This window comes from Streptomyces sp. NPDC017520 (assembly GCF_044329855.1).
GTDB lineage: Bacteria > Actinomycetota > Actinomycetes > Streptomycetales > Streptomycetaceae > Streptomyces.
In genome coordinates, this window is record NZ_JBIRKB010000008.1 from 427,564 (window position 1) to 441,969 (window position 14,406).

Here is a 14,406-nt window from a genome sequence, read left to right on the forward strand (position 1 = left end):
CCCACCGCGAACACCGATCCCACCGCGAACACCGATCCCACCGCGAACACCGATCCCACCGCGAACACCGATCCCACCGCGAACACCGATCCCACCAAGCACACCGATCGCACCGAGCACACCGAATCCACCAAGCACACCGAATCCATCGCGAACACCGAAGACACCGGCGGCCCCGGTGGCACAGCACCAGGAACCACTCCGGGAGGGGACGGTCGATGACCGCACCGAACGCCGCAGCACACAACCCCGCACGCCAGGGATCGGGCGAACTGAACTGGCTGCTCGACGAGCTCGTCCAGCGCGTCGCCAGCATCCGCAAGGCGCTGGTGCTCTCCAGCGACGGTCTCGCCACCGGCGCCTCGGCAGACCTGACCCGTGAGGACAGCGAACATCTCGCCGCCGTCGCCTCCGGGTTCCACAGCCTCGCCAAGGGAGTGGGCCACCACTTCGACGCGGGCCGGGTCCGCCAGACCGTCGTCGAACTCGACGAGGCCTTCCTCTTCGTCACGGCCGCCGGCGACGGGAGCTGTCTCGCCGTCCTGGCGGACGCCGACTCCGACGTGGGGCAGGTCGCGTACGAGATGACACTGATGGTCAAGCGCGTGGGGGCCCATCTGGCCAACGCCCCACGGACGACCGGTCTGCCCGCCGGAGGGTGAGGGTGGCGGGCATGAGCGCCGACTCCCCCCGGGGCACCGGCCCGGGATCCACGGACGGCTCCGTCGACCCCCAGCTCTCGCGGTGGTACGACGCGGAGGCGGGACCGGTGGTCCGCCCGTACGCGATGACCCGCGGGCGCACCAGCAGCGCCTCCCGGCACCGCCTCGACCTGATCGCGCTCGTCGTGCCGGAACCGGCCGCCGACGACCCAGGCCGGGACCAGACGCTCGCCCCCGAACACGTGGCGATCGTCGAACTCTGCAGCGACATGCCCCAGTCGATCGCCGAGCTCGCCGCCGAACTCGACCTTCCCGTAGGGGTGGTAAGGGTCCTGGTGGGCGATCTCGTCGAGGACGAGCTGGTGCACGTCACCCGTCCCGTTCCGCCGGCCGAGTTGCCGGACGTGAACATTCTTCGCGAGGTTATCAATGGCCTTCGGGCGCTCTAGCCGCCGTAAGCAGCGGCACGTCGAGCCCGTCACCCTGAAGATCCTGGTGGCGGGAGGGTTCGGCGTCGGCAAGACGACCGCGGTCGGCTCGGTCAGCGAGATCAGGCCCCTGCGCACCGAGGAACGCCTCACCGAGGCGGGCCGCCCGGTGGACGATCTGGCGGGGGTCGAGTCCAAGACCACCACCACGGTCGCGATGGACTTCGGCCGGATCACGCTGCGGGAGGACCTGGTCCTCTATCTGTTCGGCACGCCGGGCCAGGACCGCTTCTGGTTCCTGTGGGACGAACTGGCCCAGGGCTCCCTGGGCGCGGTCGTCCTCGCCGACACCCGGCGTCTCGAGGACTGCTTCGCCGCGGTCGACTACTTCGAGCGCAGGCGGATCCCGTTCACGGTCGCGGTCAACACCTTCGAGGGCGCCGAGCGGTTCCCGACGGAGACCGTGCAGGCCGCCCTCGACCTCGACCCCGAGGTCCCGGTGCTCGTCTGCGACGCGCGGGACCGGTCCTCCGTCCGCGACGTCCTGGTCGCGGTCGTGGAGCACGCCCTGGAGCGCGCGGCACGGGCCCGCGAACCCGTCACCACCTGAGCCGGGAGATGCCCCAGCACGCCCTGACACGCGTACGGCCCGTACACCGCCGGCAGACCCGCGTACCCCCGCCGGCAGACACGCGTACGGCCCGTACCCCCGCCGACTGGGGTACGGGCCGCACGTCGTCCGGCGGGCCGGGCCCCGAGTGTTCTGCGGCGGTGACGCCCGGTCAAGTAAAGGGCAGGGAAAACCTGGTGGGGGCGGCCGGCTCAACGGACCGCCACCACCGCCGAGCCGTGCCCGAACAGCCCCTGGTTCGCCGTGAGGCCGACCCGTGCGCCAGGTATCTGCCGCTCCCCGGCCCGCCCGCGCAACTGCCGGGTGAGCTCGCAGACCTGCGCGATGGCCTGGGCCGGCACCGCCTCGCCGAACGAGGCCAGACCGCCGCTCGCGTTCACCGGAACCCGGCCGCCCAGCGCGGTCGCTCCCGTCCGCAGCAGCTTCGCCCCCTCGCCGGGACCGCAGAGCCCGATGTCCTCGTACCACTCCAGCTCCAGGGCCGTGGACAGGTCGTAGACCTCGGCCAGCGAGAGATCCTCCGGCCCGATCCCCGCCTCCTCGTACGCGTTCCGTGCGATCGAGGCCCGGAAGCTCTCGGGGGAGGGGGCCACGGCCACGGCCGAGTCCGTGCCGATGTCCGGCAGGTCCAGGACGGTCCTCGGGAACGTCGGCGTCACGGTGGAGACAGCCCGGATCCGCACCGGATCCGCCACCCCGCGCCGCCGCGCGAACCCCATGCTGGACAGCACCAGGGCGGCGGCTCCGTCGGACGTGGCGCAGATGTCCAGCAGCCGCAGCGGATCGGCGACCATCGCGGAGGCGGCGACCTCCTCGGCTGTCACCGGTGCCCGGTAGCGGGCGTACTCGTTCAGCGCGCCCGCCGCCGCGTTCTTCACCTTGACCAGCGCGAAGTCCTCCTGGGTCTCCCCGTACAGCGCCATGCGGCGGCGGGCGTACAGCCCGAAGTACGCCGGATTCGTCGCCCCGAGCACCCGGAAGCGCAGCCAGTCCGGGTCGTCCGGCCGCTCCCCGCCGGCCGGGGCGAAGAACCCCTTGGGCGCCGCGTCGGCCCCCACCACCAGCACCACGTCCGCCAGACCCGCCAGGATCTGCGCCCGCGCCGTGTCGATCGCCTGCGCCCCGGAGGCGCAGGCCGCGTACACGGACGCCACCCGCGCCCCCTGCCACCCGAGCGCCCGGGCGAACGTCGCCCCCGCCACGTACCCCGGATAGCCCCCGCGCACCGTCTGCGCGCCGACCACCGACCGGACCTCGGGCCAGCCGATGCCCGCGTCCGCGAGGGCGGCGTGCGCGGCGATCCGCCCGTACGTGACGAACCCACGCCCCCACTTGCCCCACGGGTGCATCCCGGCCCCGAGGACGGCCACGTCGCCGGTCATGAACCGGCCCCCGCCGCCGCGACGGGACGCCAGTGCCAGGTCGTGTGGACGACTCCCGTCGCCCGGTCCTCGTCCAGGACTCCCGGTACGACCTCCACCACCGAGCCGACGGGAAGATCGGCCACGCCCACGCCGGGGGCGGCCTGCCCCAGTACCACCATGCGCTCGGCGGCCAGCTCGACGGCGACCAGGGTGTACGGAGTCCAGGGCGCCCCGGAGTCGCTGACGTACGGGGGAGGAGGGCGATAGCGCCCGTCGGTGCAGGACCACACCGTGCCCCGCTTCGACAGCGGAGCCTCCTCCAGCTCGCCTCCGGGGCAGCCAGGGTTGCGGCAGTGGCCGTCCTCCCGGGGGAAGTGCACCGACCGGCAGCCGGAGCACCGGGTGCCCAGCAGCCGGAAATCCTCCTCCGAGGCGTCCTCGGTGAACCAACCGGCCACCACGGGTATGCGCGTGCGCGACAAAGCCCCTCCCGGCACTGAATCTGACGGAACGTCAGAAGTGTGCCACGGGCGCCCCTGTCCGGCGAGGGGTCCGGCCCGCCGAACCTGGACGGGCCCGACCCCGGCCGCTCCGGGTCATAGCCGCGCCCGTCCCCGCCCCGCCCGTGCTCAGCCCCTGCCTGTGTTCAGCCCCTGCCTGTGTTCAGCCCCTGCCTGTGTTCAGCCCCTGCCTGTGCTCACCCCCTGCCCGTGCTCACCCCCTGCCCGTGCTCACCCCCCGCCGATGCTCCCGTCCTCGCCGTGCTCCGCCAGCCACTTCGCCGCGGTCTCCGCCAGCTCCGCGTCCCGGCCCGCGAGCATCGTCCGGATCATCTGCGCGTCACCGCGCAGCGACCACGCCGGATGCCCGAACGTGGCCGGGTTGTTCTTCTCGATCAGGAAATGCGCGGGCCACGCCGTGCCGTAACCGATCAGGGGCAGGGCCGCGAGATAGCGTTTCCGGCCCCGCGCGAGCCCGTACGCGGAGATCGCGAGCCCGGTCAGGGTGCCGGCGAGGTGGACCCAGCGGGTGGCGGCACGGGAGTGCATCGCGACGTAGTACGGCCAGAATTCCTCGTACGTATCGAACGTATGCTGTGACATACGGGCACCGTAACCGCCCGGTCGGCAACCGAACACGCCCCTTTCGCGTCCGAGATGAAGAACGGGCGGCCGGAGCCCACGGGGGTGGTCCCGGTCGCCCGTTCCCGCGCCTCGGGGCGGACTGTTTTCGGTCAGCGCCCGGCGACCGACCGGCGGTGCACCGGGAAGTCGAAAAAGGTGTCCGGGAACGGCTCCGGCCGGAACGTGAAGTGCCACCACTCCTCCGGCAGGTTCACGAACCCCACTTCGCTCAACGTCCGCTTCAAGAACTGCCGGTTGGCGCGCTGAGGCCCCTGGATCCGGGGATCGTCCGTGTGTGACAGGGTGTCGAAGCAGTCGTAACCCGTGCCCATGTCCACCGAGTTGTCGGGGAACCGCACGTCCTTCGGCGCGAAGCAGGGGGTCAGCCGCTCGCCCGGCCGGTACGGCCTGGTCGGCAGGGCGGGGAGCCGGACGAGGGTCAGGTCCACCGTGCTGCCCCGGCTGTGCCCGGACTTCTCCGCGATGTAGCCGTCCTCGAACAGCCGGTCCTTGTCGACCCGCGGATAGAACTCCCCCTTCATGGTCTGGTCGTCGAGGTCCTTCGCCCACCGCACGAAGTGGTCCACCGCCCGCTGCGGCCGGTAGCAGTCGTACACCTTCAGCGAGTACCCCTGACGCAACAGCCGTTGCTGCGCCAGGTGCAGGGCACGGGCGGCGGGCCGGGTCAGGATGCAGACCGGCTGCCGGTATCCGTCCACCCGCTCGCCGAGGAAGGTGTGCGCCGTGGTGTAACGCATCTCCTGGATGATCGTCGGGTCCACCGAGCGCAGCGCCACGAACTCCTCGGGAGCTTTCGGTTCGGGGCGCGCCTGTGCCGCGGGGGAGAGGGCGGTGACGGCGAGGAGGGCGGCGGCCGTAGCGGCCAGAGCACGCAGAGCGGTACGCATTCCTGTCATGGGCACACCGTCTATCAGCTTCGTGGCTCCCGGGAAAGGACACGGCGTCGCTTCCCCCGGAAACCGGGGACGGCCGGAGAGCCGAAAGCGCCGGAAGGCCGGAAAGTCGGAAGGATCGGAAAGTCGGAGGACGGTTCGATACAGTCCGCCCGTGTCCGAACCCGGCAGCAGCCCATCCCCGACCGCCGCCCCGCAGCCGCCCCGGTACGTACGGGACTCCCACTGCGGCACCTGCGGAGCCCCGTACACCGCGCTACCGTCCACCGGCGCCTGGCCCCGCACCTGCGCGCGCTGCGGAACCACCGCCTACCGCAACCCGCTCCCCGTCGCGGTGGTGCTGCTCCCCGTCACCGGCCCGCGCTCCACCGGGCTCGTCGTCATCACCCGCACCATCGAGCCGCAGAAGGGCGGTACGGCCCTGCCCGGAGGGTTCATCGACCATGCCGAGGAGTGGCGTGCGGCGGTCGTCAGGGAGCTGCGCGAGGAGACCGGCATCGAGGCCGCCGCAGACGAGGTCCGTCTCGCCGACGTCCTCAGCGACACCGCCGGCCACCTCCTGGTCTTCGGCCTTCTCCCGGCACGCCCCCTCGCGAACCTCCCGCCCTCGGTCCCCACCGACGAGACATCCGGCTACGAAGTCCTGTACGGCCCGCGCCCCCTGGCCTTCCCCCTGCACACGGAAGCGGCCGACGCCTGGTTCGCCGGCCGCCTCAGCTGAGGCCACCGGGCCCCGCGCGGCGGACACGGACACGGACACGCACGCGCAGCGCCCCGCCCCCTGATCCGACCTGCTCCAAACGAAAGCCCCTCAAGCCCGCCCCCTCACCCCCTCACCCCCGCACCCGTACCGGACAGTCGACCCCGCCCTCCGTGCCGTCCCGCTCCACCACCACGCGGTCGCCCTCCCACCGCGACACATACCGCTCGACCTCCGCCTCCGCCCACCCGTCGCCCGCGTCCCGCACCACCAGCCCGCCGCCGGTACGCCCCGGCGCGGGCGCCCACACCTCCAGCTCCGGGCCGCCGTCCGCACCCCGCACCGGAATCACCGCGCCCGCCCTCGCCAGCACCGGCACCCGCGACAGCGGAGCGTCGACCAGAACCTGGCCCGGGCCCTCGTACGCCCGCCCGGTCGCCGTGTCGTACCACCGTCCCCGGGGCAGCCGTACCGCCCGCCGCCGCGTCCCCGGCTCCAGCACCGGAGCCACCAGCAGCGCGTCGCCCAACAGGAACGCGTCCTCGCACTCCCGCAACGCCCGGTCACCCGGCGCGCCCCACCACATCGGCCGCACATAGGGCGCACCGGTCATCCGCGCCACATGCGACAGCGTCACGAAGTACGGGCGCAGCCGCTCCCGCTCCACCAGCGCCGCCCGCGCGTGCTCCAACACCTCGGGGCCGAACTCCCACGGCTCCCGCCGCCCCGCGTCGATCGCCGCATGGGTCCGGAACAACGGCAGATACGCCCCCAGCTGGAACCACCGCAGATACAGCTCCGGCGACGGGAACCCGTCGAACCCGCCCACATCCGGACCCGAGTACGGCACCCCGCACAGCCCGAGCCCCACCACCAGCGACAACGACGCCCGCAGCCCCGGCCACCCCGTCGACACATCACCGGACCAGGTGCCCCCGTACCGCTGCATCCCCGCCCAGCCCGACCGCGAGAACAAGAACGGCCGCTCCTCCGGACGGAACCGGAGCAGCCCCTCATAACCCGCCCGCGCCATCGCCAGGGCGTACACGTTGTGCGCCTCCCGATGGTCACCACCCGCGCCCTCCAGCACATGCCGGGCCGAACGCGGCAGCGACGGATCCCCGAACGCCGCGAACGACACCGGCTCGTTCATGTCGTGCCAGACCCCCGAGAAGCCCAGCGCAAGCCGCTCCTCGTACAGAGATCCCCACCAATCCCGCACAAGCGGATCAGTGAAGTCCGGATAGACCGAGGCCCCCGGCCATACCTCCCCGACCACCACCCGCCCCCGCGCGTCCCGGACATACGCCCCTCGCTCCCCGACCGCCGCCCCCGCGTCGAACACCGCGTCGCCGGGCTCCGCCTTCACCGCCGGATCCACGATCGACACCAGCCGCACCCCGTCCTCGCGCAGCTCCTCCGCCAGCGCGGGCAGACCGGGGAACCGCGCACGGTCCACCGTGAACACCCGGTGCCCGTCGTAGTGGTCGATGTCCAGATGCAGCACCGACAACGGCAACCCCCGCTCCCGATACCCGTCGACCACCCGCCGCACCTCACGCTCGCTACCGAACCCCCACCGGGCGTGCTGCGGCCCCAGCGCCCAGGACGGCGGCAGCGCCGGCGCACCCGTCAGCGCCGTCCACCCCTGGAGCACCCGGGCCGGCGTCCCCACCACCACCCAGCAGCGCAGCGGCCCGCCCTCCATCCGCACCTCGCAGCCGCCCGGCCGGTCATGCCCCGAACCGGCGCCCTCCTCGCCCTCCCGCAGCACCACCCGGCCCGCCCAGCTGTTGTCGTGGAACACCAGATGCGTCCCCGCGTCCGCCACCACCACCTGCACCGGCATCGTCAGATACAGCGGATCGTCCCCCGGACCGAAACGCCCGCCCGGATCGGTGTTCCACAGCCCGTACACCCCGTCCCGCAACCGGGGCCCGCCCGCCCGGCCCCCGAGCCCGAAGAACCGCGCGTCCGCCGGCACCTCCGAGCGCTGCACCCACCGCACCGGCCCCCCGCCCACCGGCTCCCACCAGCGCGGCGGCAGCTCCCGCCGCAGCAGCAACCCACCCGGCGTCCGCAGCTCCACCGCCCCGGTCCGCGACACCACCACCGTCAACCGCTCCGACACCACCTGCCAGCCGCCGTCCTTGTCCGGCTCCAGCACCGCCCGCGGATCCGGTGCGGGCGCCTCGCCCGCCACCGCGTACGACGGCAGCGGCTCCGCCCCGTCCCACGCCCAGAACACCGCACCGCCCACCGACACACGGATACGCAGCTCCGAACGCGCGAACCGCACCACACCCCCACCCGGGCCCGGCTCCGCACCCGTCAGCGCACCGGGCACCCGGGCCCGCTCCACCCCGCGCGCCGGCAGCGCCGCCGCGTCCGCGGACCGCCGCCGCCACGCCGAACGCACTGTGCGCAGCCCCCGCACCGAACCGACCAACCTCACCCGACGCACCAGGTCACGACCGTCCATGGCGCACACCCTGCCACCCGCCCGACCCGCAGAACCTCCCGTTCAACTCCCGTTCACCCATGCCGGACGCCGCTCCCCGGCACCCCGGGGACGGGGGGCCACCCTGGTGCCGAAGACGATCACATGGCATCGTCCGTGTCAGCCGCTCACGCGCACACCCCGGCCCGTGCGCGCGACACGCCCACCCCGCGTACCCGTACAGCCAGGGAGCAGCCCTCATGACCGCAGCCACGCCCGACGCCCCGCTCTGGCAGCCAGGCCCCGACCGCATCGAGGCCGCGGCCGTCACCCGCTTCCAGAACTGGGCCGCGACCCGGTACGGCGCTCCGGCCGAGGGCGGATACGCGGCCCTGCACCGCTGGTCCGTCGACGAACTCGACACCTTCTGGCAGGCCGTCGCCGCCTGGTTCGACATCCGCTTCTCCACGCCGTACGAGAGCGTCCTCGGCGACCGCGCGATGCCCGGCGCCACCTGGTTCCCCGGCGCCACCCTCAACTACGCCGAACACGCCCTGCGCACCGCCGAGGACCCGGCCCGCGCGGACACCCCCGCCCTGCTGTACGTCGACGAGACCCACACCCAGTCCCCCGTCAGCTGGGCCGAGCTCCGCCGCCAGGTCGGCGCGCTCGCCGCCGAACTCCGCGCCCTCGGCGTCACCCCCGGCGACCGCGTCAGCGGCTACCTCCCCAACATCCCGCAGGCCGTCGTCGCCTTCCTCGCCACCGCCGCGGTCGGCGCCATCTGGACCTCCTGCGCCCCCGACTTCGGTGCCCGCAGCGTCCTCGACCGGTTCCAGCAGATCGAACCCGTCGTCCTGTTCGCCGTCGACGGCTACCGCTACGGCGGCAAGGAACACGACCGCACCGAGACCGTCGCCGAACTCCGCCGCGAACTGCCCACCCTGCGCGCGGTCGTCCACATCCCGCTGCTCGGCACCGACGCCCCGGAAGGCGCGCTCGCCTGGGCCGCCCTCACCTCCGCCGACACCGAGCCGGTCTTCGAACAGGTCCCCTTCGAACACCCCCTCTGGGTCCTCTACTCCTCCGGCACCACCGGCCTGCCCAAGGCCATCGTCCAGTCCCAGGGCGGCATCCTGCTCGAACACTTCAAACAGATCGGCCTGCACTGCGACCTCGGACCCGAGGACCGCTTCTTCTGGTACACCTCCACCGGCTGGATGATGTGGAACTTCCTCGTCTCCGGCCTCCTCACCGGCACCACCGTCGTCCTGTACGACGGCAGCCCCGGCTATCCGGACGTCAGCGCGCAGTGGCGGATCGCCGAACAGACCGGCGCGACGCTCTACGGCACCTCCGCCGCGTACGTCATGGCCTGCCGCAAGGCCGGCATCCACCCCGGCCGCGACTTCGACCTCTCCCGCGTCCAGTGCGTCGCCACCACCGGCTCCCCGCTCCCGCCCGACGGCTTCCGCTGGCTCCACGACGAGGTGGCCGAAGACCTCTGGATCGCCTCCGTCAGCGGCGGCACCGACGTCTGCAGCTGCTTCGCCGGAGCCGTCCCCACTCTCCCCGTCCACATCGGCGAACTCCAGGCCCCCTGCCTCGGCACCGATCTCCAGTCCTGGGACCCGGCCGGCGAACCGCTCATCGGCGAGGTCGGCGAACTCGTCGTCACCAACCCCCTCCCGTCCATGCCGATCCGCTTCTGGAACGACCCCGACGGCAGCCGCTACCACGACAGCTACTTCGACATGTACCCCGGCGTCTGGCGCCACGGGGACTGGATCACCCTCACCGACCACGGCTCGGTGATCATCCACGGCCGCTCCGACTCCACCCTGAACCGCCAGGGCGTCCGCATGGGCTCCGCCGACATCTACGAGGCCGTCGAGCGGCTCCCCGAGATCCGCGAATCCCTCGTCATCGGCCTCGAAGAACCCGACGGCGGCTACTGGATGCCCCTCTTCGTCCACCTCGCCGACGGCGCGACCCTCGACGACGAGCTGCGCGACGCGATCAAGCGGACCATCCGCGAGAACCTCTCCCCGCGCCACGTACCGGACGAGGTCATCGAGGTCCCCGCCATCCCGCACACCCTCACCGGCAAGCGCATCGAGGTCCCGGTCAAGCGCCTCCTCCAGGGAACCGAGCTGGCCAAGGCGGTCAACCCGGGCTCCGTCGACAACCTCGACCTCCTCCACTTCTACGCCGAACTGGCCGCGAACCGACGCCGCTAGGCCCTGTCGTCAAACTGCCGTCTGCCCCGCGGCGCCATGTACGCGCTCTCGCCGCACCGGGCACACGCCCGAGTACGTCCAGTACGAGGACGTGAGCCCGGCACGCCGAGAGCACGCACCTGACCCCGCAGGGCCGCCCTCCGGGCGACGGCGGCAGTTGGACGACAGGACCTAGGCAGCCGGGCAGCCCGCTTGTCAGTCCCCCTGATTACTCTGAGTGAGCAAGGATTCACCGCGCACAGGGGGACACATGGCGCAGACCGGCCACACCGAGAACAGCACCACCCACCACACGAAGCACAGCGCCACCATGCGACGCACGTTGCGCCGCGAAGCACCCAGCACGATCGGCCTCCTCACCGACGCACAGGACTTCGCGGCCATGCGGCGCTACCGCACCTTCGCCTTCGACGACCACACCGTCTATCTCCAGCAGGTCGAAGGCCTGCTCAAAGCGCTCGCGGCCCAAGGCGTGCACACCACCGTCGCCCTCTTCGACCCGGAGGACTACGCGGAGTTCTGTGCCGAATCGGGCCTCGACGCCGACACCGGAGCCAGCCGCAGCCGCTTCACCGCGGAGATCGCCGCCGCCGGAGCCACGGTCGCCTACACCGGCCAACGCCTGAGCGACCTCATCCCCGTCCTCGTCTCCCGAGCGGTCCGCCAGGCCACCTGGGAGTACGCCACCCTCCTCCTCGCCGACCTCGGCACCTGCGCCGACTGCGGCCAGGACATCGGACGCGCGGCCTTCGACCGCGCCTCGCACCTCCTCACGCGCCTGCTGGCAGCGGCGGGACCGGGCACCCACCACCTGGTGTGCAGCACCCCGACGGAGAACGACCAGCTCCTGGCCGTGCTCCACACCCACCGCGACACCGCTGGACCGGCCCGCCTCGACAGCTCCGAGGGCGCGGAGTTCGCCACCGTCCTCGCGGTGGCCATCGCCCTGGAATCGCGCGGGGGAGTCGTCCTGCGCACCAGCGCCCCCGACAGCCCGGACCGCGTCCACGGCTGGCGCCTGGCTCACGGAGCCCTCGCCCCGCTCACCGCGGGCGAGGTCTTCAACGCCTACTGCACCGACGCGGACACCGGAGAGCCCGTCTCCCCGGAATCCGGCGTGGAGTACTGCGCGGGATTCGACATCGGAGCGGAACCGGCGGAGCCCCACCACTGACCCGCCCAGCCAACACAGCAGGAGGGGCTTCCCGCCACCCGGCGGAAAGCCCCTCCTCGACCTGCGGAATCCCGGCTACTCGCCGGACAGCACAGCCTGAGCGGCGCTCCGCGCCTCGTCGGCCGAGTCCGCCGCACGAGCGGCGTTCGCCGCCCGCTCGCACTGCGCCAGCGTGTACTTGGCCAGCGTGGCCCGCACATAGGGAATGGACGCGGCGCCCATCGACAGGGAGGTGACACCCAGACCCGTCAGCACACACGCCAGCAGCGGATCCGCCGCAGCCTCACCACACACCCCACAGCTCTTGCCCTCGGCACGAGCCGCGTCGGCGGACAGCGCCACGAGATCCAGCAGCGCCGGCTGCCACGGGTCCTGGAGCCGCGACACCGCGCCCACCTGACGGTCGGCCGCGAAGGTGTACTGCGCCAGGTCGTTGGTGCCCAGCGACAGGAACTCCACCTCCTGGAGGATCGACCGCGCCCGCAGAGCGGCGGACGGGATCTCCACCATCGCGCCGAACTTCGCCCGCAGCCCGGCCTCGCGGCACGCGTCCGCGAACGCCTTGGCGTCGATGCGGTCGGCCACCATGGGGGCCATGACCTCCAGGTACACCGGCAGCCCCTCGGCGGCCTTCGCCAGCGCGGTCAGCTGGGTACGCAGCACCTCGGGGTGGTCCAGCAGGCTCCGCAGCCCACGGACGCCGAGCGCCGGGTTCGGCTCGTCGGCCGGCGTCAGGAAGTCCAGCGGTTTGTCGGCGCCGGCGTCCAGCACGCGCACGACGACACGCCCCTCGGGGAACGCCTCCAGCACCGCGCGGTAGGCCGCGATCTGCTTCTCCTCGGAAGGAGCCTGCTTGCTGTCGTCCAGGAACAGGAACTCGGTCCGGAACAGCCCGACCCCCTCCGCCCCCGCCTCGACCGCCGCGGGCACATCGCCCGGACCGCCGACATTGGCGAGCAGCGGCACCTTGTGCCCGTCCGACGTGGCGCCCGGGCCGGTCGAGGCGGACAGCGCCGCCCTGCGAGCGGCGGCGGCACTCTCCAGCTCGGCGCGCTTCTCGTCGCTCGGGTCGACGAAGATCTCGCCCGTGCTGCCGTCCACCGCGACGACCGTGCCCTCGGCCAGCTCGCCGGCGCCCGGCAGCGCCACCACGGCGGGAACGCCGAGCGCCCGCGCCAGGATCGCGCTGTGACTGGTCGGCCCGCCCTCCTCGGTGACGAAGCCGAGCACCAGCGTCGGGTCGAGGAGCGCGGTGTCGGCCGGCGCGAGGTCGCGCGCGATCAGCACGTACGGCTGGTCGCTGTCCGGCACGCCGGGCATCGGCACGCCGAGCAGCCGCGCCACGATCCGGTTCCGCACGTCGTCGAGGTCCGCGACCCGCCCCGCCAGGTACTCCCCGGCATTGGCGAGCAGCGCCCGGTACGCGGCGAACGCGTCGTACACCGCACGCTCGGCGGTGCTGCCCACGGCGATCCGCCGATCGACGTCGGACATCAGCTCGGGGTCCTGCGCCATCATGGCCTGGGCCTCGAGCACGTGCTGTGCCTCGCCGCCCGCGAGGTTGCCGCGCGCGATCAGATCGGCGGCGACCGCTTCCACCGCCTGCCTGGCGCGCCCCTGTTCGCGACCGGCCTCCTCGGCGGGAATCGATTTGGCGGGCGGCTCCAGCACCGCCGTACCCATGTGCCGAACCTCGCCGATGGCCACACCGTGGCTCACGCCGACGCCTCGCAGCGTTGTCTCCATTTCACCCGTCTCCGGTTGTGCGGTGACCGAGTCACCGCGGTGGTTGTGCAACTGGCTTGTCACTGCGCCCGAGGCGTCACTGCCAGCCGAACAGCGGGTCGCCGACCTTCACGTCCCCGTCCTCACGGACATCGGAGAGCGACTCCGCGGTGGCCTCCAGGGCCACGATCGGGCAGATGGGTGACTTGCCGGCGGCCTCGACGGCGACCGGGTCCCAGCGCACGATGCTCTGGCCCCGGGTCACCGTGTCCCCCTTGTTCACGAGGAGCTCGAAGCCCTCGCCGTTGAGCTGGACGGTGTCGATGCCGAGGTGCGTCAGGACTCCGTGCCCCTCCGCGTCGACCACGACGAACGCGTGGGGGTGCAGGGAGACGACGATGCCGTCGACCGGGGACACAGCCTCGGAGGGCTCACGTACGGGGTCGATGGCGGTGCCGGGACCGACCATCGCACCCGAGAAGACCGGGTCGGGAACCGCGGCGAGTCCGATGGCGCGTCCAGCAAGAGGGGACGTCACGTTGGTCATGGGGAGCCTCCCAGGGGGTGGAGATTCAGGTGTCGCCGCCGCGACTGATGGGGGACGGCGTACTGCTCAGCAGAGTAAGTCATATGAAGTCCCGGTTCCGCCCGAGACCTACCGCTTGGCGGGCCTAGGGGTGCACCAGAAACGATTTGCCTCGATCCCCGGTGGCCTGTACTGTCGTACTCCTGCCTGACCCCAACGCGACTTTGAGTCGGGGGTCGGCGGCGACCTTCAAGCCCAGATCCTAACCTTTGAGCCTCCCTTCGGCGTGCCCGCAGGACGTGGTCAGAGGGCCAGGAAAGGCCTGATAGAGTCGGACTCGCCGAAAGGGGAAACGCGAAAGCTAATTACCTGGAAAGCGAAAAGCGAGACCCGCTTCGACCGGGAATCGGACACGAAAGAGTCTGATAGAGTCGGAAACGCAGGACAGCAAGACAAAGAAGAAAACGAAGGGAAGCGC

At 72.2% G+C, this 14,406-nt stretch carries 13 protein-coding genes and 1 pseudogene; 7 read left to right on the top strand and 7 right to left on the bottom strand.

The annotated features are described in order from the left end of the window. From ACH4KB_RS21970 to ACH4KB_RS21985, 4 genes and pseudogenes are all read left to right on the top strand, one after another. Window positions 1–222, top strand: a pseudogene (locus ACH4KB_RS21970) (hypothetical protein); the annotation flags it as partial. Continuing rightward, window positions 219–662: a roadblock/LC7 domain-containing protein gene (locus ACH4KB_RS21975; RefSeq protein WP_398067558.1), complete on the top strand. Its 444-nt coding sequence runs from the start codon at window positions 219–221 to the stop codon at window positions 660–662. The pseudogene ACH4KB_RS21970 and the gene ACH4KB_RS21975, both read left to right, overlap by 4 nt. An 11-nt stretch (window positions 663–673) precedes the next feature. Beyond that, on the top strand, window positions 674–1,111 hold the full coding sequence (locus ACH4KB_RS21980; protein WP_398067559.1) for a DUF742 domain-containing protein: 438 nt from the start codon (window positions 674–676) through the stop codon (window positions 1,109–1,111). Then, window positions 1,092–1,700 (top strand): ATP/GTP-binding protein, encoded by a 609-nt coding sequence (locus ACH4KB_RS21985; protein ID WP_018960628.1) that lies wholly within the window; start codon window positions 1,092–1,094, stop codon window positions 1,698–1,700. The genes ACH4KB_RS21980 and ACH4KB_RS21985 overlap by 20 nt, the downstream gene beginning before the upstream one ends. A 212-nt stretch (window positions 1,701–1,912) precedes the next feature. On the opposite strand, the gene ACH4KB_RS21990 is transcribed toward ACH4KB_RS21985, so the two are convergent. From ACH4KB_RS21990 to ACH4KB_RS22005, 4 genes are all read right to left on the bottom strand, one after another. Next, window positions 1,913–3,103 carry a lipid-transfer protein gene (locus ACH4KB_RS21990; protein ID WP_398067560.1) on the bottom strand — a complete coding sequence of 397 codons (1,191 nt, stop codon included), beginning with the start codon at window positions 3,101–3,103 and terminating at the stop codon, window positions 1,913–1,915. Further along, window positions 3,100–3,567: a Zn-ribbon domain-containing OB-fold protein gene (locus ACH4KB_RS21995; protein WP_398067561.1), complete on the bottom strand. Its 468-nt coding sequence runs from the start codon at window positions 3,565–3,567 to the stop codon at window positions 3,100–3,102. Before ACH4KB_RS21995 ends, ACH4KB_RS21990 begins: the two co-directional genes overlap by 4 nt. Window positions 3,568–3,816: 249 nt before the next feature. Next, the gene (locus ACH4KB_RS22000) at window positions 3,817–4,188 is read right to left on the bottom strand and encodes an Mpo1-like protein (protein WP_398067562.1); all 372 of its coding nucleotides are present in this window, start codon (window positions 4,186–4,188) and stop codon (window positions 3,817–3,819) included. A gap of 131 nt (window positions 4,189–4,319) precedes the next feature. Next, window positions 4,320–5,117 (bottom strand): M15 family metallopeptidase, encoded by a 798-nt coding sequence (locus tag ACH4KB_RS22005; protein ID WP_398067584.1) that lies wholly within the window; start codon window positions 5,115–5,117, stop codon window positions 4,320–4,322. A 160-nt stretch (window positions 5,118–5,277) separates the two neighbouring features. Between ACH4KB_RS22005 and ACH4KB_RS22010 the strand changes: the two genes are divergently transcribed. Continuing rightward, window positions 5,278–5,844, top strand: a complete 567-nt coding sequence (locus ACH4KB_RS22010) for an NUDIX domain-containing protein (RefSeq protein WP_398067563.1) — start codon at window positions 5,278–5,280, stop codon at window positions 5,842–5,844. Window positions 5,845–5,956: 112 nt separating this feature from the next. On the opposite strand, the gene ACH4KB_RS22015 is transcribed toward ACH4KB_RS22010, so the two are convergent. Next, window positions 5,957–8,305 (bottom strand): glycoside hydrolase family 31 protein, encoded by a 2,349-nt coding sequence (locus tag ACH4KB_RS22015; protein ID WP_398067564.1) that lies wholly within the window; start codon window positions 8,303–8,305, stop codon window positions 5,957–5,959. A 218-nt stretch (window positions 8,306–8,523) separates the two neighbouring features. Here ACH4KB_RS22015 and ACH4KB_RS22020 point away from each other — a divergent pair, with 218 nt between their 5' ends. Together ACH4KB_RS22020 and ACH4KB_RS22025 are read left to right on the top strand one after the other, a co-directional pair. Then, window positions 8,524–10,503 (top strand): acetoacetate--CoA ligase, encoded by a 1,980-nt coding sequence (locus ACH4KB_RS22020; protein ID WP_398067565.1) that lies wholly within the window; start codon window positions 8,524–8,526, stop codon window positions 10,501–10,503. Window positions 10,504–10,753: 250 nt separating this feature from the next. Further along, entirely contained in the window at window positions 10,754–11,677 is a 924-nt protein-coding gene (locus tag ACH4KB_RS22025; protein ID WP_398067566.1) for a hypothetical protein, read from the top strand. Window positions 11,678–11,752: 75 nt separating this feature from the next. On the opposite strand, the gene ptsP is transcribed toward ACH4KB_RS22025, so the two are convergent. Both ptsP and ACH4KB_RS22035 read right to left on the bottom strand, forming a co-directional pair. Continuing rightward, window positions 11,753–13,423 (bottom strand): phosphoenolpyruvate--protein phosphotransferase, encoded by a 1,671-nt coding sequence (gene ptsP / locus ACH4KB_RS22030; RefSeq protein ID WP_398067567.1) that lies wholly within the window; start codon window positions 13,421–13,423, stop codon window positions 11,753–11,755. A gap of 76 nt (window positions 13,424–13,499) precedes the next feature. Further along, window positions 13,500–13,949 (bottom strand): PTS glucose transporter subunit IIA, encoded by a 450-nt coding sequence (locus tag ACH4KB_RS22035; protein ID WP_397923136.1) that lies wholly within the window; start codon window positions 13,947–13,949, stop codon window positions 13,500–13,502. Window positions 13,950–14,406 lie beyond the last annotated feature (457 nt).